Origin of the sequence: Protofrankia sp. CiP3 (assembly GCF_917627345.1) — a bacterium.
In the GTDB taxonomy this organism is placed as follows: Bacteria; Actinomycetota; Actinomycetes; order Frankiales; family Frankiaceae; genus Protofrankia.
In genome coordinates this window covers 100,936-123,774 of record NZ_CAKJTM010000005.1, presented here as the reverse complement: position 1 = coordinate 123,774, position 22,839 = coordinate 100,936, and the positions used below count along the sequence as shown (strand labels likewise).

Sequence of the window (22,839 nt, the reverse complement as noted above, 5' to 3'; positions counted from 1 at the left end):
TTGGTGCAGCTCCGTGCGCGGATCTACCGGGCGCGGCACGGCATCGGCGAACCGCAGGAGGTGAGTTCCACGGACCGGCGGCAGATGTTGGGGGCAGGCGCGTTCACCATGCTGTCCGCGCTTGCTGCGGACACCTCCCGGGAGATCGCGCGCGGCGACCCTGATCCGCTGACGCTCGTGGACATCGATGACGACATCGACCGCATCGCCGCGGTCTACGCCGTCACCCCGCACGCCGTGCTTCTTCCCCAGGTTGAACGGCGCTGGCTTCAGGTTGACGCCGCGCTGAAGGGCCGGAGCAGCCTGGCCGTACATCGCCAGTTGAGTCTGGCGGCCGGAAGGCTGTCCTACTTCGCTTCCCGGCTAGCGTTCAACTTCGGTGACTTCGCCATGGCTCGGCATCTCGCTGTGCTCGCCGGACAGTACGCCGAGCAGACGCAGGACACGGTGTTGCTCGCGTCGGTTGCCGGGATGCACTCGTCGATCGCCTACTACCGGAAGCGGTATGAGGCGGCCGTGGCTGTCTTCGACGGGTGCCCGTCTGATCCGCCGTACCTGCGTGCCCGGAACGCAGCGTACCGGGCACGCGCCCACGGACGCCTCGGCAACGCGGCGGCGGCCCGGGCCGAACTGGCGCTGATGCACCGCTCCCTGGCTGATGGACCGCAGCAGCTGGGGGACCTCCCGCTCGGGGAGGCGGCTGCGGGCATGTTCACGGCCGGCACTCTCGCGTCGATCGGGCACGGCCAGGAGGCGGAGCCATGGGCGCGGCAGTCCGTAGCCGCGCATGAAGCCGCCGGGCCGCGAGCGAACCGGGAGGAGTGGGGACATGCTCTGCTCACCCTGTCCGCAGCGTTGATCTCCCGGGAACGCCCAGAGCCGGAAGAGGCTGCCCGGGTCGGTATCCAGGTCCTGGACGTCGTCGATGGCCATCCCACCCACACCGTGACCCACCGCGCCGGGGAGATGCTGACCATGCTGGCCGACCATCGCGCGCTACCTGCGGTCAGAGACTTCCGTGACCGGCTCGCTGCCGCACCACGGGCGGAGCTGACGGCGTGAGCGGCCCGCTCGGCAAGCCGACCGTCATCGTCGTACCCACCGTGGTCACCGACCGGCTGATCCTGCGCTGCTGGCGGGCGGGTGATATCGACCCGTACGCGGCGATGAACGCCGACGAGGAGACTATGCGCCACCTCAACGGCGCCTTCGACCGGGACGCTACAGAGCGGCTGATCAGCCATCTGATCGGTATGTGGGTGCTGCTCGGCCATGGCATGTGGGCCGTCGAGGATAAGGGCACCGGCGAATTTCTCGGTCGGGCCGGGCTCTACTTCGGTCCAGGATGGCCCGGGGTCGAGGTCGCCGTGTCGATCCGCCGGGACCGCTGGGGGGAAGGACTCGGTATGGAAGCATGCCGTGCCGCGATCGCCTGGGGGTTCGCCACCCTTGCCGTGGGCGAGATCGTCACCTTCACGAACCGGGACAACGCCGGGATGAACGCGATCGCCCGGAAGCTCGGGATGACCTTCCAAGGTGAGGCGTCCGCCATCGGCCCATGGCGGGACAACAACGTCTACGCCATCACCCGGCAGACGTGGGAGGCCCGTACCAGCGGGTGAGGTCCGCAGGCGCTGGCGGTCTGGCGGGGTCCTGGGCCCGGGGGTCGAAAACCCGTCTACGTGTTCTTGGTGAAGACCAGGCGCAGCCCGATAAGGGTGAGATGCGGTTCGTGATACGCCAGCGTCTCGCTTTCAGCAATGATCAACGAGGCGAGCCCGCCGGTCGCGATAACCACGGGCGCTGTGTCCAGCTCGTTGATGATGCGCCGTACCAGGCCGTCCACCTGCCCGACCACACCATAGATCATTCCTGACTGCAGTGCCTCCACCGTGCTTTTCCCGATCACTGACCGCGGCGGTGTGAGCTCGACCTTCCGTAGCTGCGCGGCCCGCGACGCGAGCGCGTCAAGGGCGATCTCGATGCCGGGAGCGAGGGCGCCACCGAGGAACTCACCCCGGCTGGAGACGACATCCAGATTCGTGGACGTCCCGAAGTCGACAACGATTGCCGGCCCCCCGTACAGGTGGTGTGCGGCGAGGGTGTTCATGATGCGGTCGGCGCCGGCTTCCTTGGGGTTATCGATGAGGATCGGCACTCCGGTGCGGGTGCCGGGCTCCACCACGACCGCGGGGATCCCGTCAAACGTCCGCACCAGCATGCGGCGGATCTCTCGTAACGCCGCCGGCACCGTGGAGCAGACCGATACTCCGTTGACGTTGTAGCCCCGCAGCAGCCCGCGGAACAGCAGTGACAGTTCGTCCGCCGTGGCGTGTGGGTCGGTACGTATCCGCCAGGAATCGATGAGCTCGTCGTTGTCGAAGACGCCTAGAACGGTGTTGGTGTTGCCGATGTCGATCGCGAGCAGCATCAGTCCGTCTCCGTCTCCGTGGTGCGACCGGGCTGGCCACCAGAATCCGGGCTCGGCTCAAGACTCAGATCGAGACCGAGATCCAGCGCGGGCGCGGAGTGGGTCAGCGCGCCCACCGCCAGGAAGTCGACACCGGTCTCGGCGACCGCCCGCGCGACCCGTAGCGTCAGCCCTCCGCTGGCCTCCACCCGCACCCCGGCCGGGTGCGCGATCGCGACCGATTCACGTAACTCGTCCGGGGCCATGTTGTCGCAGAGAATCAGATCCGCACCAGCTGTCACAGCCTCGGTTACCTGGGCCGGCGTGTCGCATTCCACTTCGATCGGCAGACCGGGGAAACGGGTGCGCACGGCGGTGAAGGCCGCCAGCACTCCGCCCGCGGCGATCAGGTGGTTGTCCTTCACGAGCGCGGCGTCCGCCAGCGACATCCGGTGGTTGACCCCGCCGCCGCAACGTACCGCGTACTTCTCCAGAGCGCGTAGCCCTGGCAGGGTCTTGCGGGTGTCGCGGATCAATGCGCCGGTGCCGTTGACCGCGTCTACCCAGCGGCGGGTCGCGGTCGCGATCCCGGACAGGTGACATATCAGGTTCAGCGCGCTGCGCTCCGCGGTGAGCAGCGCGAGTACCGGGCCGGCCACGGTCAGGACGGTGTCACCGGGGCTCACCCGGTCGCCGTCCGAAACAATGATCTTTGTATTCAGCTCCCCGGCAGGCTCGGCGACGGACCGCGGCGCCTGCTCGGCATCAGCCGTGTCATACCGTAGCCCGTACTCCTCGGCCAGAACCAGCTCGAACACCGCGGCCGCCACCGAGAGGCCGGCGACGATTCCAGGCGCGCGTGAGACGATCGCGGCCCGGCCGTGCAGCCCCGGGGTCACGGTCGCGACCGACGTCGCGTCCACCGGTCCCGCCGGGCCGTCGGCAAGATCCTCGGCGACGGCCCGGCGGACGAGCCCGATGACCGCTTCCGGGTCGAGACCGGCGGCTAGCAGCCTGCCCCGGGTTGCCGCCGACAGTGGTGACACGCTCGGCGACGGCTCGCCGCCGGCCGGCATGGGCAGCGATGCTGGGGGTGGCAGCGGCGGTGACGGCGGCATCAGGCGGCGTCCGACGCCCGCCCCGTGGCGGCGCTCGTGTCCAGGACGCGCGGGCCACCCGCGGCGTTTGACATATCCGAAATATCCAATGCCTCGTATGTTACTGATAGCTCACCCTCCGCGTCCAGGCGGGTGAGGATGTGGCCACGCCACGCAACATCATCAGTATCGGGGAAATCCTCCCGCCAGTGGGAGCCTCGTGTCTCGTGACGCATCGCCGCGGCAGCGACCAGCACGGTGGCGACCGTCCGCAGGTTCGTCGTCTCCCAGGCGTCTGGCCCGGCTGTGACCGTGTTCCCGCCAGCCCGTGGCATCCCGAGGGCGGTGAGCGTTCTGGCGCTCCTGCGCAGGCTGTCCGCGCTGCGCAGCACCCCCGCGCCGTCGGCCATCGCCCGGGCCAGGCTGGCGCGGGTTGTGGGGTCGGTAAGCCCGGCCGAGCCGCGTCCCACTACCGGGTCCTCGGGCCGCGCCGGTGCCGGCAGCCCCCGGGCGAGGTCGGTGGCGATCCGGGCGGCGAAAACCAGCCCTTCCAGCAGGCTGTTGGAGGCCAGCCGGTTCGCGCCGTGCACGCCTGTGCACGCGACCTCGCCGCAGGCATAGAGCCCGGGGACGCTGGTGCGGCCCCAACTGTCCGTCCGGACACCACCGCTGGCATAGTGCGCGGCCGGAGCGACCGGAATCGGGGCGCTGACCGGGTCCACCCCGGCGGCACGGCAGCGGGCGGTGATCGTCGGGAAGCGGCGCAGCAGCGTGGAGCCGCCCAGCCCGCGGGCGTCCAGGTAGAGATGATCGACGCCCTGGGCCGCCATGACGCGCGACATCTGTTTCGCCACGACGTCGCGTGGGGCGAGATCCGCCAGCGGGTGGACACCTGCCATGACAGCGGTGCCGGCGGCGTCCACCAGCCGGGCGCCCTCGCCGCGCATGGCCTCGCTGACCAGGGGCTGCTGGCCGGGCACGAGGTCGCCTCGATTGTGGGCCGTACCGGCGGCGCCGGGTCCGGCCAGCCACAGCGCGGTCGGGTGGAACTGGACGAACTCCAGGTCGGTGACGATTGCCCCAGCCCGCAGGGCCAGCGCCACGCCGTCCCCCGTCGAGACCGGCGGATTCGTGGTCGAAGCGAATACCTGTCCCATCCCGCCGGTCGCGAGGATCACCGCGCGGGCGGTTACGGCGCCCACGCCGTCTGCCGTCCCCTCACCGAGGACGTGCAGGGTCACTCCGGCGGCGTTGCCGTCCGCGTCCAACAGCAGGTCGAGGACGAGCGCGTGTTCGATCACCTCGACACCCGGGTCCGCGCGCAGCGCCGCGATCAGCGCCCGCTCGACCTCCAGGCCGGTGGCGTCCCCGCCGGCGTGCACAACTCGGTTGCGCAGGTGGCCGCCTTCCCGGGTCAACGCGAACCCACCAGTGGAGCTGTCGCGGTCGAACGCGGCACCGAGGTCGGCGAGCTCCCGAACCCGGGCCGGGCCTTCGGTGACCAGGATCCGGACGGCATCGACGTCACACAGCCCGACTCCGGCGACCAGGGTGTCAGTCAGGTGATCGTCGGGGGAGTCCTCGGGAGCGAGCGCCGCGGCAATCCCACCCTGCGCCCACCTGGTCGAGCCCTCGTCGAGGCGCGCCTTGGTGACCAGCAGCACCCGACCGCCGGGCACGGCCGTGCGGGCGTGCAGCACGGCGGTCAGCCCGGCGATCCCGGACCCGATCACGACGATGTCGGTTCCGCGGGTCCACCCCGGCCGGGGTGCGCCGAGCCGGCATGGCAGGACCGTCACGTACGGATCCGGTGGTTGGCCGATGCCTGGCCGGCTGCTGCCAGCCGTCCCGCCGGCTGGATCGCGGCGTTCTGGCCGGCGTTCTGGCCGACGATGTCCCCGCGCAGGCTCGACGGGTCGTCCGGGATTGCCTGCGCCGGGTCGTCCCCGTGGGCGACGACCCGGTTGGCGGCATCCACGAAGAGCACCCGTGGAGCGAACCGGCGGGCGTCCGTATCGGTCATGACCGCGTACGACAATATGATCACCAGATCGCCGGGATGGACGAGCCTGGCCGCGGCGCCGTTGATCCCGATGACCCCGCTGCCCCGCGGGCCGGCGATCGCATAGGTTTCCAGCCGGGCACCGTTGTCGATGTCAACGATTGTGACCTGCTCGCCGGGGAGCAGATCCGCATCCTCCAGCAGGCCGGCATCGATCGTTACCGAGCCAACATAGTGCAGGTCGGCCTGAGTGACCGTGGCTCGATGGATCTTTGATTTGAGCATGGTCCGGAACACGGTCAGCCGGCCTCCTCGGGCAGCGTGAGCTCAATGTTGTCGATCAGTCGGGTGGTGCCGACACGAGCCGCCACCAGCAGCAGCGCCTGGCCGGTGCGTACCGGCGTCAGGTCGTCGGGACTGGCGAGAGTGAGGTAGTCAACGTCAATACCGGGTTCGGACGCAAGGACGTTCCCGGCGGCCTCGAGCACCACGTCCGCGCCTTCGTCCGCGACGCTCACCCCCACGGCCAGCGCCCGCGACAGCGCGAGTGCGGCCTGGTGCTGATGGGTCGTCAGATAGGAGTTGCGGCTGGACAGGGCCAGCCCATCCGGTGCCCGGACGGTTGACACCCCGACGACCTCGGTCGGGAAGGCGAGGTCTCGCACCATGCGGCGGACAAGGACGAGCTGCTGGGCGTCCTTCTTGCCGAAGAAGGCCAGCTGCGGGCGGGTGAGGTGCAGCAGTGTCGCGACGATCGTGAGAACACCGTCGAAATGACCGGGACGGCTCGCGCCTTCCAGCAGATCGCCGAGGGGGCCGGCGCAGACCCGGACCGCCGGTGGGGCCTCGTGCACGATCGCCGGCGCGAAGATTATGTCTGCTCCCTCGCGGGCGCATGTTTCCAGGTCGGCATCGAGCGTCCGGGGGTAGCGCGAGAGATCCTCCCGCGGGCCGAACTGGAGCGGGTTAACAAAGATCGTTACGATCAGTTGATCGGCGCGTGCGCGAGCGGCCCGGATCAGTTCGCTGTGCCCGGCGTGCAGTGCCCCCATTGTCATTACGACCGCACGTGTTTGGTTGTGTTCCAAGGGTAATGAATGCAGCAGTCCCTCAAGATCTGCTCGGCTGCGTGCCAGCGCGGGCTCTCCGCCGCCGGGCGGTCGGGGGCGCGCCGAAGTCGTGGTTCCAGCTTTGGCCATCAGTGTCGTTCCAGTCCTCGTGGGGGTACCGGACGTCGGCGGTCAGCGTAACGCGCCCGCAATCGCCCGCGCTCAACTGTTGCCCACCGCACATCGCACTCATGTCCGTCCTCATGCCGGGACGAACAGAAAGATCTTCCACAAGAAGATCAATTAATGGCGACAGCAGTGGCCTGGCCTTGGCTTGTCCCGGCCTGACGGACATCCGCCCGAGGTTGACCGGAAGCGCGGAAAACATGGACACGGGCGCGGGCGGCTGGCCGCGACAGTGAAAGAACCGGCGCTGGCCGCGCACCGGGTTCGGCGCGGACACCGGGTCCGGTACGGACAGAGGAGCATCCGGCGTGACCACGCGGCCGAACCCACCGGCACCGGACCACCGTGCGTCAGCCTATGCCGCGGCGATGTAGTCGGCGAAGGACATACCTGTCAGGCGTTCGTACGCCTCCACATAACGGGCGCGGGTGGCTTCGACGATCTGGTCGGGAAGTTCGGGGCCGGGCGCGGAGCGGTCCCAGCCACTGGAGATCAGATAATCACGGACGAACTGCTTGTCGAAGGACGGCTGGGGGCGGCCGGGCTGCCATTTGTCGATCGGCCAGAATCTGGACGAGTCCGGGGTCAGCACCTCGTCGGCCAGCCGTAGCACGCTGTCGGTGTCATGACCGAACTCGAACTTGGTATCGGCGAGAATGATGCCGCGCTCGGCAGCGAGGCCGGTGGCGCGTTCGAAGATTGCCAGCGTGAGTCTCTCCACCTCGGCGGCGAGCCGGGTGCCGACGCGGGCGGCCGCGTCCGCCCGGCTGATGTTCTCGTCGTGCTCGCCGACCGGGGCTTTCGTCGACGGTGTGTAGATCGGTGCCGGCAGCCTGCTGCCGTCGAGGAGACCGGTCGGCAGGGCGTGGCCGCTGACCGTGCCGGTGCGGCGGTAATCGTTGAGTCCGCTGCCGGTCAGGTATCCGCGGGCCACGCACTCGATCGGCACCATGGACAGCCGCCGGCACAGCATCGACCGGCCGCGTAGCTGTTCGGCATAGGGCGACAGCTCATCGGGGTACTCGTCCACATTCGCGCTGATCACATGGGACGGCACGATGTCGGCGAGCTGGTCGAACCACCACAGGGACAGCCCGGTGAGAACGGCGCCCTTGTCCGGGATGCCAGTCGGCAGCACGACGTCGAAGGCGGAGATCCGGTCGCTGGCGACCAGCAGGACCGAATCGTCGCCGACAGCGAATATTTCCCGTACCTTGCCAGATCCGAGGTGGGTGAGCCCGGCGAACTCCTCGTGCGTCAGCGGCATACCCAGACCGTATCGAGCCCCGCCGGTCGTATCGAGCGTCGGTAGGCAGTCGTGGGCAGCGGGCGGCACGGGCGGTACGGGTGGCGGCGGTGCCGCCAGGCCGCCGTGTGCTCCGGCGCACATGTCCCGACGTGCGGGCTCGCTGTCCGCGGCCGACGATGGTAACGGTAAGCGAACGACCTTGGCGGTAAGCGAACGACCTTGGCGGGCCAGGCACGGCCTGGGCAAGGCCAGCCGGCGCCGCTGGCTGCCGGGCGTTGTCGTAAGGGGGATCGTGACGGAGCGACAATCGCCGCTGCCATCCGCGGACGCCCACACCGAGGTGGCTGGGCCGGCTGTCGCTGCCGGGGTGCCGGCGTGGCGTCGGGGTATCGCCCGCTGGCTGATCCTGCCGACCGGCGACCCCGCAAACGCCATCTACGGGACGATTCTCGTCGCGGCCGTCGTCGCGGCCGAGGATCCGCAGCAGACCCAGAGCTACGAGATCGCGTTGACGGTCGCCGTGACCGTCGCCGTCTTCTGGCTCGCGCACGGCTACGCGCGCGTCATCAGCAGCCGGCTCAGTACAGGCGCGGGACTGTCGCTGCGTGAGGTCCGCGCGGCACTGGCTGAGCACTGGCCGATCGTGCAGGCGGCCGTGCCGCCGATGGCGGTGCTGGCCATCGCCGCCGGGGAGGGTGCCACGGTGGAGGGCGCCCAGCAGGCGGCCTTGTGGACGTCGGTGGTCCTGCTCGGGATCTGGAGCACGGTGGCCGGCCGGGCCTCTCGGCTGGTCGGCTGGCGCCTGGTGTGCTATGCGGGCAGCAGCGCGGCGCTCGGTTTCCTAATGATCATCTTGGAGGTCCTCATCCACTGACTGACCGTACGAATCCTGACCGTACGGACCTTGAAAGATCCGGTCGCTCAGAGATCCGGCGGCGGGATCCGGCGCTGGGGATCCGGACCCGGGGTGGGGCACGATGGCCTGTATGGCGACCGAGTATGTGATCCCTGACGTCCTGGCGACCCGCTATGCCTCGGCTGAGCTGACCGACCTGTGGTCACCAGCGAACAAGGTTGTCCAGGAACGCAGGTTGTGGCTGGCGGTGCTGCGCGCCCAGCGGGACCTGGGCCTCGACGTCCCCGCGGGGGTGATCGAGGACTATGAGCGGGTTCTCCCCGACGTTGATCTCGATTCGATCGCGCGCCGGGAGCGAATCCGCCGGCATGACGTGAAGGCCCGGATCGAGGAGTTCAACGCTCTTGCCGGCCATGAGCACATACACAAGGGCATGACATCGCGGGATCTTACCGAGAATGTCGAACAGCTCCAGGTACGCGGCTCGTTGTTGTTGATCCAGAGGCGCATGGTCGCGGCGCTGGCCCGCCTCGGGCGCTTGGCCGCCGAATACGACACACTGGTGCTGACCGGACGCAGCCACAACGTCCCCGCACAGGCCACCACGCTCGGCAAACGCTTCGCTTCGGCCGGGCAGGAGCTGCTCGTCGCCTTTGAGCGGGTCGAGGAGCTGCTTGCCCGCTATCCGCTGCGTGGGATGAAGGGCCCGGTCGGGACCGGCCAGGACATGCTCGACCTGCTGGACGCGGATCCGGCGAAACTGGCCGAGCTGGAACGGCGGATCGCGGAGTTTCTCGGCTTCGGACGGGTGCTGACCAGCGTCGGGCAGGTCTACCCGCGGTCGCTGGACTTCGACGTCCTCAGCGCGCTGGCGCAGGCGGTGGCGGCGCCGGCGAGTCTCGCGGTGACCATCCGGCTGATGGCCGGCCATGAACTGGCTACCGAGGGTTTCGCCGCCGGTCAGGTGGGCTCGTCGGCGATGCCGCACAAGATGAACACGCGTTCGTGCGAGCGAGTCAGTGGCCTGGCCGTGGTGCTGCGCGGGTTCACGGCCATGACCGGTGAGCTTGCCGGGAACCAGTGGAACGAGGGGGACGTGTCCTGTTCGGTCGTGCGCAGGGTGGCTCTTCCGGGCGCCTTCTTCGCCGCGGACGGACTCTACGAGACCTTTCTCACCGTCCTCGACGACTTCGGGGCCTACCCTGCGGTGATCGCCCGGGAGCTGGACCGCAACCTGCCGTTCCTGGCCACGACCAAGGTCCTGATGGCGGCGGTGCGCCGTGGGGCCGGGCGGGAGACCGCCCACGAGGTCATCCGTGAGCATGCGGTCGCGGTCGCCCTCGCGATGCGGGAGAAGGGAGCTGACCACAACGATTTGATGAAGCGGCTCGCCAGCGATGAGCGGCTGGGGCTGGATGCCGCCGAGCTGTCGTCGGTGCTGGCCGAGCCGCTTGCCTTCACGGGCGCGGCCCAAGCGCAGGTCGCGGACTTCCACACCCGTGTTGACGACGTAGTACGTCGCTACCCCGACGCCGCGGGGTACCTTCCCGCGCCCATCCTGTGACCCGTCCCAGCGGGCTGTTCAGCGGCTGTCCAGTGTTGATCAGTTTGGTTGCTCGCCATGCGGTCAGCCGCTGGGGGGCAGCATCTCCGCGAGGCCCGCGGCCGCGGCCTTTTCGAAGTCGTCCTTGAACGCGGTGAGCAGGATGCGTAGGTCCGGGTCGCTCAGCGCGAGGATCTGGGTAGCCAGCACGGCCGCGTTCGTGGAGTTGTTCAGCCCGACCGTGGCGACGGGGACGCCGGGTGGCATCTGCGCAATGGCGAGCAGGGCGTCCATACCGTCCAGCGCACCACCCGAGATCGGGACGCCGATCACGGGCAGCGTCGTGAGCGCGGCGACCGCGCCGGGCAGGGCCGCGGCGAGGCCAGCCCCGGCGATGACGACCGCGATCCCGCGGGTCCGCAGCTCACCCACGTACCGGGCGAGGGCGTGGGGGGCGCGATGAGCTGACAGGGAGACCTGCTCGTAGGGGACGCCGAAACGTTCCAGCGTCGCGCCTGCCTTGCTCATCGTCTGCGCGTCGGAGGGAGAGCCGTACACGATGGCCACCCTGGGCGGCAACGCGGTGGAGATGGTCTGGTCGGCCATGTTCATACCTGCTCGCTCACTCACTTTCTCGGTGTGCCCCTACCAGTAGCAAGCTGGGCCAAAGGCCGTGCGATCGTGGCGGGTCGCACGGCCGGAGGCCTGGTGGAGGATGTGGGCCAAAGGCCGTGCGATCGTGGTGGGTCGCACGGCCGGAGGCCTGGTGGAGGATGTGGGCCGAAGGTCGTGCGATCATGGTGTGGGTCGCACGACCGGAGGTCCGGAGTAGCCCAACCGGCCCGGGTCCCCGATGTCGGTCCGGTAGTGTGCGCCGGCCAGGGAGATGCGGCTGACGGCTTCGTAGGCTGATCCTCTCGCGGCCTCCAGATGCGAGCCGATCGCGGTGACGCACAGTACGCGTCCGCCGGACGACACGATTCTGCCATCGGTGTCCCGGCGGGTTCCGGCATGCAGGACGTCCACGCCGGTGAGGGCAGTGGCGGCGGCAAGACCACCGATCGGATCACCGACTCTCGGCGCCTGCGGATAGCCGGCCGCCGCGACGACGACCGTGACCGCGGCGCCCGACCGCCACACCGGTGCCTGGTGCCCGGTCAGGACGCCGGTCAGTGGGCTGGACAGCAGGGCCAGGATTGCCTGTATCTCGGGGTCCCCGAACCTGACGTTGAACTCGATCACCCGTACACCGCGGGAGGTCAACGCGAGACCGGCGTAGAGAAGGCCGTGGAAGGGGGTGCCGCGGCGCGCCATCTCGTCCACGGTGGGCTGGATAACCGTCTGGACGACCTGGGCGGACAAGCCGTGCGGCGCCCACGGAAGCGGCGCATATGCGCCCATCCCGCCGGTGTTCGGTCCGGCGTCGCCGTCCCCGACCCGCTTGTGGTCCTGGGCGGGCAGCAGGGGAATGACGGCTCCGGCTTCGGTAACGATCGCGAACAGGGAGACCTCTTGCCCGTCCAGGTACTCCTCGATCACGACCCGGTCGCCCGGATTGCGCAGGCAGGCGTGTACCGCGCGGACCGCAGCCTGCCGGTCGGCGGTGACGGTGACGCCCTTGCCCGCGGCGAGACCGTCGTACTTGACGACGTATGGCGGGCCGAACTCGTCGAGATCGGCGAGGGCGGGCTCGACCTCGGTGTGATCACGTGATGATGCGGTGGGAACGCCGGCCGCGCGCATCACGTTCTTGGCGAAGGCTTTGCTGCCCTCCAGCCGCGCGGCCGCGGCGGTCGGCCCGAAACAGCGTTGGCCTCTGGCTCGCAGCTTGTCGGCCGCGCCGGCAACCAGGGGGATCTCCGGGCCGATGATGGTCAGCTCCGCCTGGACGGCTTCGGCCAGGTCGGCTACTGCGCCCGGGTCCGTGACATCGAGCGGATGCGGTTGTGCCAGCTCGGCGGTGCCGGCGTTACCGGGGGCGCAGACCAACGAGCCCACCGCCGGGTCACGCGCCAGCGCTCGGCACAGCGCGTGTTCCCGGCCGCCCGAACCGACGACGAGGATCTTCACCTCGCCACCCGTGCCGGCCCGGTTTGCCGGCGGCGGGCTGCCAGCGCGCAGCGCCCGGACTCGTCTCCGGTCACGGCGCCCGCGTCGCGGGCGCCGCGGTCGGTGGGGAAGGGCACGCGGTACAGGGTAGCGCCCGTGCCGACCACGTCATCCGGACTTGCGGACGGAGCTGGCGGTTGCGGAGCTGGCGGTTACAGGCTGATGCCGGCATTCCAGAGCAGGTGCGCCATGGCGTAGACGAGCTGGTGCGCGCAGCGCCGGGCGTCGACTTCCGCCATGGCCCCGATGACCGTGTGGACGTCCACCGGCCACACCCGGACCTCGCGACCGAGGACAGCCCGTGGCCCGGGGTCCTCGCGGCTTTCGAAGGTCCGCCCGGCGGAGTCCACGAACAGGTGCAGGGATCGGCCGGTATACGGGAAACTCTGATTGCGCCAGTGGAGTATCGGCCAGGCTCGGTGCTGGGCGCGCCGCCCGCGTCGAGGCGTCCCGTCGGCGGGTGGATCCGGTTCCTGGTCCGCGATCACTCGGATCGCGAAGGTCGGGGCAAGCTCCTCGGCCGCGCAGATGGCGAGGAACTCGGCAATCTGCGCGACCGCGTAGTTGGCGATGGCGTCCGCGCGTTCCTTGCGCTGCTCCTCGACCTGCTTGGCGCTGCGCACCGCATGGCTGCCGCGGTTGAGTACCTCGGGCAGGGTGGCGGGAAGCAGGTCGCCGATGGGCGAGAAGCCGACTGGCCAGGCCCGTATACCGATAACCGGGCTCGCTGCCTGCGACTGGCGAACGAGATTGGTGCGCAGCGCCGGTGTCCAGTGAACCGTGAGCGGACCGACCAGGCTGTCGGGCCGGGGGTCGGCTGACGCGGCCGCGACAGGTGGCGAGCTGTCCGGTGAGCCGTCTCCGTCGGGTTGCCGCAGCGCTGGTGGCAGGGGGGTATTGGGTAGATTCAGTGTGGTCAGGCCTCTCCCAGGTGGGTCCCCGGCCGGCGTTGGCGGCTGGACCGGCTGTGCTGATAGGGATCTGTTGGACGGATGCGGCGAATGGGCCGACGACTCCCTGCTGATCGTTTGTTCGTGTCGCCGTCGGTTGGCGGAAGCGCTCTCCGATGCCAGGTCGTCCGCCGTGCCGGTGCTCTGGCCGGAGCCTTCGGCAGGCACGGACCGGGCGGTGACAGCGGCCACCGTGACACCCCCGTCCCGATCGACTACTCCTGTTACCAGAACAGCCTCCACAGTAACTCTTGGTAATGCAAGTAGGACTTTCTTTTAGACGATCAAGTGTGCCCCCCCGCGCACCTCGGGTGCCCTGGGGCGCCCTGCACGATGATCTTTTTGAGTCTCTTATGGATCTTCCCGGGTTGCCGGAAGTGGAAAGAACCATGATTCTTTTTCTGACTGATTGGCGTGCCATGGAGCGTGCGAAGCTCTGGAGAAGGCGCGGCTTCTCCCTTGTCTGCCTAGATCAATATCAGGGTGCGCTGGCCTTCCGCACTCCATGGCCGGCGGGCCAGGTAACCTCGCTCGGTGCCCGCGCTCGTGCTCATCGGCGCCCAGTGGGGCGATGAAGGCAAGGGAAAAGCGACTGACCTCCTTGGTGGGGCGGTTGACTTCGTCGTCCGTTACCAGGGTGGTAACAACGCCGGACACACGGTTGTCATCGGCGAGGAAAGCTACGCTTTGCATCTGATTCCGAGCGGTGTGCTACGGACAGACTGTGTGCCCGTGATCGGTAACGGTGTTGTGATCGATCCTGGAGTCCTGCTCCAGGAGATGGACGGGCTGACCGCCCGTGGCATCGATGTATCCCGCCTGCTGATCAGCGCGGACGCTCATTTGATCATGCCGCATCATCGTGCGCTCGATAAAGTTACAGAGCGTTACCTTGGCAAGGCCCGGATCGGGACCACGGGTCGCGGGATAGGTCCGACTTACGGTGACAAGATCGCCCGGACCGGGATTCGCGTCCAGGATCTGCTCGATCCCGGGATCTTCCGGGCCAAGCTGGAGCTGGCGCTGCGGGAGAAGAACCAGATACTGACCAAGATCTATAATCGGCGGGCTCTCGACGCGGATGCGATCGTCGAGGAGTACGCCGGATACGCTCGCCAGCTCGGGCCGCATATCGTCGATACCGGGCTTGTCCTCGATCGGGCATTACGCGATGGTAAAGTTGTTCTGCTGGAGGGCTCGCAGGGTACGCTGCTAGATGTTGATCATGGAACCTATCCGTTTGTCACCTCGTCGAACCCGACGGCGGGCGGGGCCGCGACCGGTTCGGGCATCGGTCCGACTCGGATCACGCGGGTGATCGGTATCTGCAAGGCATACACGACCCGGGTCGGCTCTGGCCCGTTTCCGACAGAGCTCACAGACAAGGTCGGCGATGAGCTCCGTGCCGTGGGCGGCGAGTTTGGTGTGACCACCGGTCGAGCGCGGCGTACCGGGTGGTTCGACGCTGTCATCGCCCGCTACGCCGTACGGGTGAACGGACTGACTGATATTTTTCTCACCAAATTGGATGTTTTGTCTGGATTTGATCGAGTTCCGATCTGTGTCGGATATGATGTTCATGGTGTACGTCACGACGACATGCCCATGACGCAGACCGAGTTTCACCACGCCAGGCCTATTTACGATGAGCTGCCGGGCTGGGGTGAGAACATTGCGGGAGCCACCTCCTTCGACCAGCTGCCGCGGGCCGCTCGCGACTACGTGAAGGCTGTTGAGGAGCTGGCCGGAGCGCCGGTGTCAGCGGTTGGGGTCGGCCCCGGCCGGGATCAGACCATATCTATTCGTGATCTTCTTTGAGATCGTCACGGTTGGGCTGCCCGGCGGCTGGGAAACGGCCTCCGTATGATGGTCGGCATCCGGGGCTGCCTGCTCTCCTGTCGGCGGTGGGCATGGCATGCTCAGGCTTGGTCCGCCACCGATCCGCATGGGTTCGGTCCGTTGTTCAAGATGATATTGCTGGTGTGTCCCATGGCCGATGCGCCAGGGGCGATGCCGGTGTTGGAATGTTCTGTAACGCCTTTTGTCCGCATCGTGGAGGTACGCAATGAAGCGTTTCGCGCTGATCGCCCTGTTGGCCGCTATCGCTGGCGGCGGTTTCCTCTTCCGCAGGCGGGGCAAGCAGGACGTCTGAGCCGAGCAGCAGGCCGCGGGGCGTGCGATCGCGGCTCCTCGCGCGCCTGGGGCGACCCAGCGAGCATCTGCCTCTGACCGCGGGCGATCATGGCCCACGGTCGGCGCTCCGATACCCGTCATCGGCACTCCGATACCCGTCAAAGGGCAGGCGGTGGCCTGCCACCGATCCGGGCTGTTCGGCCGGTCCCGTTGAGAAGGCTGCGGTCGTGCTGTCGACCAACTGACTGACGGCCAGTTGGTCGATGGTCAACTTTTTGTTGATCCCTCATGATCCGTCTGGGTGTCACGCCCCGTTCCACGGGCTCGGATGCCCCGTTCCGGGGGCTCGGATCGGTTCGCGTCCGTGACGATCGCCGCGCGCCGCACACCTGGAATGCGGCAGCTGGGGGCTCCGGCGGTAAGAGCGCTCGGCCGAGGAGCGGCGTCCTGGGTGGATGGATCGCGGGTGACGGAGGGAACGATCCATCACCTCCGGTGGCTCCCTCCGCCGCCTTGCGATGCACGCGCCCCAGCCACGCTCCTTGATCGGTGCTCCTGTCGCCGGACCTTCTCGTTCCGTATTATTTTTTACATGTTTCCGGCTGTGCATCAATGCACATGAAATGCACATATTTTCACCGTGATATTCGGCCTCTATTGTCAGATGTGGCTGGCTATACTCTGTTCCGTGCATCGTTATGACAGGGATAGCGAGAATCTGACTCAGGCCATTGTTGACTATGCGCGGGAGCGCCTGCGTATGCATCCGGTCCCGCTGGACGGCTCCCGGTCACATGCGGACCTCGCCGCCACGGTGGGCGAGACCATAACTCCCGACGGTATGGGCGGCGTCGCGGTGCTCGGCCTTTTCGACAAGCTCTTGTCCAGGGCCTGCATTTCGGTCGATCATCCACGCAACCTCTCGTTCATCCCGGCGGCTCCCACCAAGGCCGCAGTCCTGTTCGATCTTGTTGTCGGAGCCTCCTCGGTATACGCGGGCAGTTGGCTGGAGGGCGCCGGCGCCGTCTACGCGGAAAACCAGGCACTACGCTGGCTGGCCGAGCTGGCCGGTTTCCCGCTCCAGGCGGGCGGTGTCTTCGTCCAGGGGGGGACGGTTGGTAACCTTTCCGCGCTGGTCACGGCCAGACACGCGGCGCAGCAGGCCAGGCACCGGGCGGCAGGTTCCAACACCGGGCCCATAGCTTGGCGCGTCGTCTGCGGTTCCGAGGCACATTCCTCGATCGAGACCGCCGCCCGGATTATGGGCGTCGACGTCCTGGTTGTCCCGACGGACCCCGACGGACGGTTCACCGGCGCTGCCCTGGCAAAGGCGTTGGACCTTGCCGGTACCGCTGTATCGGACACGGTCTTCGCGGTCGTGGCAACAGCCGGTACCACGCAGTTCGGTATTGTCGACGATATTCGAGGTATTGTCGAAGTAGCCCGTGAACGTGGTATCTGGGTACATGTGGACGGTGCCTACGGGCTGGCCGCGTTGGCTGCGGAATCAGTCCGTCATCTTTTTGCCGGCGTGGCGGCGGCGGATTCTTTCATCGTCGACCCGCATAAATGGTTGTTCGCGCCGTTCGACGCCTGCGCGCTGATTTACCGAGAACCAGCGCTGGCCCGCGCGGCACATGCGCAGAAGGCGGGTTACCTCAAGGTCCTGGAGTCTCCAGACGCCTGGAACCCGGCGGACTACGCGATCGGCCTGTCCCGGCGGGCGCGCGGGCTGCCCTTCTGGTTCTCGCTCGCCGTGCACGGTACCCGTGCGTACAGTGCCGCTGTCGAGAAGTCGTTGGCCACCGCCCGTGCCGCGGCAGAGCAGATCCGGGCGTTGCCCTACGTGGAGCTCGTGCGTGAGCCCCAGCTCTCCGTGGTTGTTCTGCGGCGTCTGAACTGGCCGCCGCAGACATACTACGAGTGGACGGAAAAGCTGCTGCAGTCAGGCTTCGCGTTGGTCACCCCGACCGTCCACGAGGGGGAGACGGTGACCCGTTTCGCGATCATCAATCCGTGCACCGAGCCGGCGGACATCGCCGCCATCCTGGAGACCATGGCCTGACCGGCTGCGCCCGAGCGCATCGAGCAGGAGAACCGAAGCGGGGGAGAGCCCCGAGCCGGGGGTGCTGGGTCGTTGGTGGGGGCTGTCTCGGGGCTGGGATGGCTCTCCGGGCTGGACAACAAGTATGAAAAGCCGACACAGACCCAAATTGGGGATTTGTAACCGAGTGGAGTCTTTCAACTACTGTTGATTGACGGGAGTTGTCGGCCACCGCGCCGACGGATCTCGATCAAGTCCGGGACTGATCTCGACATGATCCGATGAGATAACGCACACGGTCGCTTCGACGAAGCGCATCGTCCGCATGCCGATCTTTGACCCCGTCGCCCGGTTTTCGGCAGAGTACGCGCGTCTCAGCTCCGCGGAGCGGATACGGTCAGGCCGGGGAGGATTCCCCGCGACGATTCAGGCCGGGAACAGCACCTCCCACACCTCCACCACCGACACCGCGTCGTCCTCACGTAGCCGCACCGGATGGCCGGAGAAGCTCACCCCGGCCGGTACCAGATCCGCTGTCGGGCGTGCCCCCGTCATCACCACCCGAGGATCCGCACCCGCCAGCAGGCGTTGCCGCCGCAATCGGATGCCCACCGCCCACGCCACCCGGGACTGCACCAGTGGCGTGAACCGCCGATGCAGCATCACCAAGCCCACCGTCGACAGCTGCACGACGCCAATACCGGCCCCGACCATCACATCCGGCGCGACATCCACCATGTCGGACGCCATCATCTGCTGACCGTCCGAATCGGGGCCGAGCGGTTCGGGTAGCAGACCGATGATCAGACCGTCCTGATAGCCCACCCGCAGCTCCGGCAGATCCCCCACGGCGAGCTCCCAGCCCGCCGTACCCGCCGCCACGACCACCGTCATGAGCCCGCCCCCGACCGCTGCACCGGGATCACCGGATCGAGATCCGGCCCAGCCGCACGAACGGCAACGCCGCATACCCGCCCGATGGCAGCCCCAGATCCCCCGCATACCGCTCCACATCGCCGACGCCGACGAACGGCGCTACCACTCGTACTCCGGGCACCACCAGCGCCCACACCCCCGCCGGAGTGATCACTTTTCGGGTGTTCACCAGCCGCGCCAACGCCGGATTGATACCCGTTCTCGTCATCCCGCACCCAAGCATCGCCATCGCCATCGTCGTAGCCGTCCTCGTCGCCGAAACCGTCCCTGCCGTCGTAGCCCTCGCCAGGACCGTCACTTCTGCTCATCGGCACTCCCCGAATCAGTCAGATCGTCGAATTCCCGCTGAACGCTCATACGTCACCGTCATGACCGAGAACCGAGGGGACAACACTGAGGTTTTCCGTTCGGACGGCTTCACAGAAGGCGCGCCATTCAACAAACGGAACCAGCAGCGAGGACCATCCGGCCAGTCCGCCAGCCGCACCGCTATACCCACTCCGCATCTCAACCAGCCCCGGAGACCATGCGAAGAACCTAATGCCAAGCGGTAATCGGGACGAGTCGTGTAGCGTGGTAGTCTGCTCGATACGCTACGCGCAACTACCACGCCATATGGTAGCTAAACGATCTATTGCACCTGCATGAAGTCGGCAAGCTCGCGTAGCTCCGAGCTCAGCTTCCGCTTCCGCGAGTGCAGAACCGTGCTCAGAATGTCCTTGCCCTTGCGCTGATGTCGCAGCCACTCCGGCGCGCTGCGAAGCAGCAGCGTCAGCACGTCGACCGCATCCCCGAAGTCCCGAAGCGCCGCATGCGCAGCCGCCACGTCAAGCAGATGACGGCTGTAGTTGTCCGACCGCCGCAGCTTCCCACCGATGCCGCCAACGTCCTCCGCGATACGCAGCACCCCACGCGGATCATCAACGATCATCAGAGCCTCAGCCCGCTTCATCCGCACAACATTCGGACCGAACGTCGTCAGATACTGGTGGTATCGTCCAGTGGCCTCAGATCCCGTGATCCTGGACGCGGCGACCTCGGCAAGCGACAAGAAGTCATCCGAAGCATCAACCCGGTTATTCCGCACCGCCGCCGCCGAGCCACGCAGCAACAACCATCCCCACGCCGACAGCTCTGCATCACTCGCCATCGACAGGCGCGGCTCAACCTGCGATGCTGTCTCCCGGGCAAGCCGCTCCGCATCATCGAACCGCCCCTGACGTATAAACAGCCATGACTGTGAGATGGCACCCACCGCAGCCGTCAGCGGATCCTCGGAATCAAGCGCATCTCGCATCGCATCGCGAATTGCCGCATAGGCAAGATCGTATTGACGTACCTGGGTCAGAAACCAACCCGCGACCTGGAAAATCTCCGCCCGCAGCCGCGCCGTCTCCCGCCGGTCACCATCGTTCTCCGCACCGTCGACAAGCCCGCGACTTTCCTCGATCATCACCGGCAACATCGCAGCCACCGTGCCGAAGTCGTCAGTCTGGTAGACGCGGACCGCGTTCGACAGCGCGTCTCGAAGCTGGGACTGTGATTCCCGCACCGACCTGCCAGCAGGCGGCCGCGAAACGCCGATCAAGCCAACAGCAGGCGTGAGGACCTGGCGCAGCGGCAGCAGGTTCAGCTTCTCGTCTTCCATCGCATCAGTCACCGGCTCAGGCGAACGTGCCCCGAACAGCGACGACGTCTCCGTATCCAACGCACCGGCCAGTGTGCGCAGCGTTTCGATCCGCGCGCTTCCACCCTGCTCGATCTTCCGCACCGTCGACACGCTCAACCCAGCCTCGTCAGCCAGCCTCTCCTGGGAGAAGCCACGCCGCAGCCGGAGAGCCCGCAGACGAACGCCCGGATCGTCCACCACTTCGCACCCCTCCCCGCGCGTGCCTAGTAGTCAGGGTACGTGCACGCACAGCGCAACCGGTCGACCTGCACAAACAGACCACACGACGTGTCGGGCACGGATCAGGGAGCGGGGTTGGGGCGCGTGCGTCGCGAGGCTGCGGAGGGAGTCACCGGAGGTGTTGGGTGGGGAGCGACGACAACGCGGCGAGGTGCGTGCCCCAGCCCCGCGACGCCGCGTCCCCTATTGCCGGGCGCTCTTAACTCCCCCTTGCCCGTCAGCGATCTCGTGACGGAGGTTGTACAGATCGACTACCGTGTACAGCGCGGACATCCGCGCTGTACACGGTGCACGGGGCAGTTGCGAACGGGGGCCAGATGGGCAAGCACGCGCAGCCGCCACCGGACTGCCCGGCCTGCGATGGCAAGGGAACAGTCGTGGTCACAACCGACGGCGACGGCACGGCGGACGGCGAGCAGGTTCAGAAAGTCACGTGCGGGACGTGCAAGGGATCAGGAAAGGCGTGAGGCGGGCCGACTTCATCCCTGATGTGATCTGGGTCCGTGACGGCGAGAGCTGGATGCGTCCGCTGGATCGTCGTGATGACCCGGATCGGTGGCAGACTCTGGTCGACGGTGACGACTCGGTTGTTACGCAGGCTGACGACGGCACGGGCCGGTTCGGCGTCGACAAGGGTGTGTTCCCGACGAGTTCCAGCAGCGCGCCGCGGGTGACGGAGCGGATGCTCGGGTTGCTCGATGTCGGGGCCGGCATGGACGTTCTGGAGATCGGTGCTGGCACTGGCTACAATGCGGCCCTGCTCGACGACCGGGTTGCGCCGGGGCGCGTTACGACGATTGAGGTCGACCCGGCCATCGCCGAGCACGGGCGGCGAGCCTTGGCGCGTGCTGGCCGGGCAGTCACCGTCGTCACCGGCGACGGCGCCCTCGGTCACCCCGGCAACGCGCCTTACGACCGCGTCATCGCGACCGTGAGCGCTGTGACGGTGCCTTACGCATGGGTGGCGCAGTCCCGGCCTGGCGGCGTGATCGTGCTGCCGGTCGCCGGTAGTTTTGACCGCCAGGCGTTCGCGCGGCTGGTCGTCGGCAGTGATGGGACCGCGCATGGCCGCTTCCACGGCGCGGCGTCCTTCATGCGCCTGCGGGAGCAACGTGACGACCCGGCGATCTGGTGGAAAGACACGAGCGGTCTCCAGGTCGGCTCGACGACGATCTTCCCTCGTGAGCCCTTCGAGCAGTACGAGGCGGGCTTCGTTCTCGGCCTGCTGTGTCCGAGGTGGGTCCATTGCCGCCGTGTCCAGAACGACGGTGTCGAAACGTTCCGGCTTTCGCACGCGCCGTCGGGCTCCTGGGCCTCGATCGCCCTTGACTGTGGCGGATTCGATCATGAGGTCATCCAGCACGGGCCGCGGCGGCTGTGGGACGAGTTGGAGACCGCTTACCGCTGGTGGCTCGATGCCGGCCAGCCAGGCCATACCCGGATCGGGATCAGCGTCACGCCCAATGGCCAGTCGTTCTGGCTCGACACCCCGAATCAGCCCGCGCCAAACACACGAGAGTGAACACTGGCGGTTGCCCGTCATTCTGTTCGTCGTCAATGGGCACGGGGGAGCCAGTCGAAGGATCTTCCCGCGGGATGGTCCGGCGCCCACCGACAGACCGAATGGGACCGGATGATCCACGGACAGATTCAGCTGTGGGCCGCCGGTGCGACTGGCCTGGTAGAGGGGCGGTGGAGGTGGGATTTGAACCCACGGAGGGGTTGCCCCCTCACACGCTTTCGAGGCGTGCGCCCTCGGCCACTAGGCGACTCCACCACTGGCTAGCTTACTGGACGCGGCGGGCATGCTGGCGATTGCCTGTCGGCGGGCGCGCGGCGGCGTGAGCCGGTCGCGTTTAGTGGTCGGGTGCTGTTAGTCAATCATGAATCGGATGTCCGGCGCGGGAGCCGGCGGGCGGCGAAAAAGTCCGTGAGCAGACGTGCGCATTCCTCTTCCCGCACGCCTGTGATCACCTCGGGGCGATGGTTGAGGCGCGGGTCGCGGACGGCATCCCACACTGATCCGGCTGCTCCGGCCTTGGGATCATACGCTCCGTAGACCAGCCGGCCGACCCGGGCGAGGACCAGCGCGCCCGCGCACATCGTGCATGGTTCCAGGGTGACAACCAGGGTTGCGGCCGACAGCCGCCATGAGCCGACTGCCGCCGCCGCGGCGCGCAACGCGACCACCTCCGCGTGAGCGGTCGGATCCTGGTCGGCTTCCCGGGCGTTACAGCCCCGGCCGATGATGGTTCCGTCCGCGGCGGACACGACGGCACCCACCGGAACGTCCCCGGTGGGCAGAGCTCGTCTGGCCTCTTCCAGCGCGGCACCCATCAGGTCGGCGAACCGGGCCGCGCCGCCGT

The 22,839-nt window shown here is 67.6% G+C and carries 20 protein-coding genes and 1 tRNA gene; 7 read left to right on the top strand and 14 right to left on the bottom strand.

What is annotated here, in order from left to right:
• A partial coding sequence (locus tag MJ797_RS03415; protein ID WP_239331733.1) for a transcriptional regulator occupies positions 1 to 1,062 on the top strand: 1,062 nt, incomplete at its 5' end.
• Positions 1,059 to 1,622: a GNAT family N-acetyltransferase gene (locus MJ797_RS03410; RefSeq protein ID WP_239331731.1), complete on the top strand. Its 564-nt coding sequence runs from the start codon at positions 1,059 to 1,061 to the stop codon at positions 1,620 to 1,622. The genes MJ797_RS03415 and MJ797_RS03410, both read left to right, overlap by 4 nt.
• 56 nt (positions 1,623 to 1,678) lie before the next feature.
• Here the strand turns inward: MJ797_RS03410 and MJ797_RS03405 are convergent, their stop codons facing one another.
• The 6 genes from MJ797_RS03405 to MJ797_RS03380 all read right to left on the bottom strand — a co-directional run bounded on the left by MJ797_RS03405 (position 1,679) and on the right by MJ797_RS03380 (position 8,011).
• On the bottom strand, positions 1,679 to 2,431 hold the full coding sequence (locus MJ797_RS03405; RefSeq protein WP_239331729.1) for a type III pantothenate kinase: 753 nt from the start codon (positions 2,429 to 2,431) through the stop codon (positions 1,679 to 1,681).
• Entirely contained in the window at positions 2,431 to 3,486 is a 1,056-nt protein-coding gene (gene nadC, locus MJ797_RS03400; RefSeq protein WP_239331727.1) for a carboxylating nicotinate-nucleotide diphosphorylase, read from the bottom strand. The genes MJ797_RS03405 and nadC overlap by 1 nt, the downstream gene beginning before the upstream one ends.
• A gap of 41 nt (positions 3,487 to 3,527) precedes the next feature.
• The gene (locus MJ797_RS03395) at positions 3,528 to 5,306 is read right to left on the bottom strand and encodes an L-aspartate oxidase (RefSeq protein ID WP_239331726.1); all 1,779 of its coding nucleotides are present in this window, start codon (positions 5,304 to 5,306) and stop codon (positions 3,528 to 3,530) included.
• Positions 5,303 to 5,806, bottom strand: coding sequence for an aspartate 1-decarboxylase (panD, locus tag MJ797_RS03390; RefSeq protein ID WP_239331724.1), 504 nt, complete (start codon positions 5,804 to 5,806; stop codon positions 5,303 to 5,305). Before panD ends, MJ797_RS03395 begins: the two co-directional genes overlap by 4 nt.
• Positions 5,807 to 5,808: 2 nt before the next feature.
• The gene (gene panC, locus MJ797_RS03385) at positions 5,809 to 6,708 is read right to left on the bottom strand and encodes a pantoate--beta-alanine ligase (RefSeq protein ID WP_239331722.1); all 900 of its coding nucleotides are present in this window, start codon (positions 6,706 to 6,708) and stop codon (positions 5,809 to 5,811) included.
• Between the two features lie 391 nt (positions 6,709 to 7,099).
• Entirely contained in the window at positions 7,100 to 8,011 is a 912-nt protein-coding gene (locus tag MJ797_RS03380) for a phosphoribosylaminoimidazolesuccinocarboxamide synthase (RefSeq protein ID WP_239331720.1), read from the bottom strand.
• A gap of 274 nt (positions 8,012 to 8,285) precedes the next feature.
• Between MJ797_RS03380 and MJ797_RS03375 the strand changes: the two genes are divergently transcribed.
• Both MJ797_RS03375 and purB read left to right on the top strand, forming a co-directional pair.
• A complete protein-coding gene (locus MJ797_RS03375; RefSeq protein ID WP_239331718.1) occupies positions 8,286 to 8,867 on the top strand; it encodes a hypothetical protein in 582 nt (193 codons plus the stop codon).
• Positions 8,868 to 8,979: 112 nt separating this feature from the next.
• Entirely contained in the window at positions 8,980 to 10,413 is a 1,434-nt protein-coding gene (gene purB / locus MJ797_RS03370) for an adenylosuccinate lyase (protein WP_239331716.1), read from the top strand.
• A 63-nt stretch (positions 10,414 to 10,476) separates the two neighbouring features.
• Here purB and purE read toward each other — a convergent pair whose 3' ends face one another.
• The 3 genes from purE to MJ797_RS03355 all read right to left on the bottom strand — a co-directional run bounded on the left by purE (position 10,477) and on the right by MJ797_RS03355 (position 13,694).
• Positions 10,477 to 10,998 carry a 5-(carboxyamino)imidazole ribonucleotide mutase gene (purE, locus tag MJ797_RS03365; protein ID WP_239331714.1) on the bottom strand — a complete coding sequence of 174 codons (522 nt, stop codon included), beginning with the start codon at positions 10,996 to 10,998 and terminating at the stop codon, positions 10,477 to 10,479.
• 189 nt (positions 10,999 to 11,187) lie between these two features.
• Positions 11,188 to 12,462, bottom strand: coding sequence for a phosphoribosylamine--glycine ligase (purD, locus tag MJ797_RS03360; protein WP_239331712.1), 1,275 nt, complete (start codon positions 12,460 to 12,462; stop codon positions 11,188 to 11,190).
• Between the two features lie 191 nt (positions 12,463 to 12,653).
• Positions 12,654 to 13,694, bottom strand: a complete 1,041-nt coding sequence (locus tag MJ797_RS03355; protein ID WP_239331710.1) for a hypothetical protein — start codon at positions 13,692 to 13,694, stop codon at positions 12,654 to 12,656.
• Positions 13,695 to 13,985: 291 nt separating this feature from the next.
• Here MJ797_RS03355 and MJ797_RS03350 point away from each other — a divergent pair, with 291 nt between their 5' ends.
• Together MJ797_RS03350 and MJ797_RS03345 are read left to right on the top strand one after the other, a co-directional pair.
• Positions 13,986 to 15,269, top strand: a complete 1,284-nt coding sequence (locus tag MJ797_RS03350; protein ID WP_239331708.1) for an adenylosuccinate synthase — start codon at positions 13,986 to 13,988, stop codon at positions 15,267 to 15,269.
• A gap of 1,003 nt (positions 15,270 to 16,272) precedes the next feature.
• The gene (locus MJ797_RS03345) at positions 16,273 to 17,649 is read left to right on the top strand and encodes an aspartate aminotransferase family protein (protein WP_374581327.1); all 1,377 of its coding nucleotides are present in this window, start codon (positions 16,273 to 16,275) and stop codon (positions 17,647 to 17,649) included.
• Between the two features lie 405 nt (positions 17,650 to 18,054).
• Here MJ797_RS03345 and MJ797_RS03340 read toward each other — a convergent pair whose 3' ends face one another.
• The 3 genes from MJ797_RS03340 to MJ797_RS03330 form a co-directional block, all read right to left on the bottom strand.
• Complete coding sequence (locus tag MJ797_RS03340; RefSeq protein ID WP_239331704.1) at positions 18,055 to 18,522, bottom strand: hypothetical protein; 468 nt, start codon at positions 18,520 to 18,522, stop codon at positions 18,055 to 18,057.
• Between the two features lie 28 nt (positions 18,523 to 18,550).
• A complete protein-coding gene (locus MJ797_RS03335) occupies positions 18,551 to 18,772 on the bottom strand; it encodes a hypothetical protein (protein WP_239331702.1) in 222 nt (73 codons plus the stop codon).
• Positions 18,773 to 19,195: 423 nt separating this feature from the next.
• A complete protein-coding gene (locus MJ797_RS03330) occupies positions 19,196 to 20,431 on the bottom strand; it encodes a helix-turn-helix domain-containing protein (RefSeq protein WP_239331700.1) in 1,236 nt (411 codons plus the stop codon).
• A 505-nt stretch (positions 20,432 to 20,936) separates the two neighbouring features.
• Here MJ797_RS03330 and MJ797_RS03325 point away from each other — a divergent pair.
• Positions 20,937 to 21,995, top strand: coding sequence for a methyltransferase domain-containing protein (locus MJ797_RS03325; RefSeq protein ID WP_239331698.1), 1,059 nt, complete (start codon positions 20,937 to 20,939; stop codon positions 21,993 to 21,995).
• 168 nt (positions 21,996 to 22,163) lie between these two features.
• On the opposite strand, the gene MJ797_RS03320 is transcribed toward MJ797_RS03325, so the two are convergent.
• Positions 22,164 to 22,250 (bottom strand) — tRNA-Ser (locus MJ797_RS03320).
• A 104-nt stretch (positions 22,251 to 22,354) separates the two neighbouring features.
• Positions 22,355 to 22,810: a tRNA adenosine(34) deaminase TadA gene (gene tadA, locus MJ797_RS03315; protein WP_239331776.1), complete on the bottom strand. Its 456-nt coding sequence runs from the start codon at positions 22,808 to 22,810 to the stop codon at positions 22,355 to 22,357.
• Positions 22,811 to 22,839: the final 29 nt, after the last annotated feature.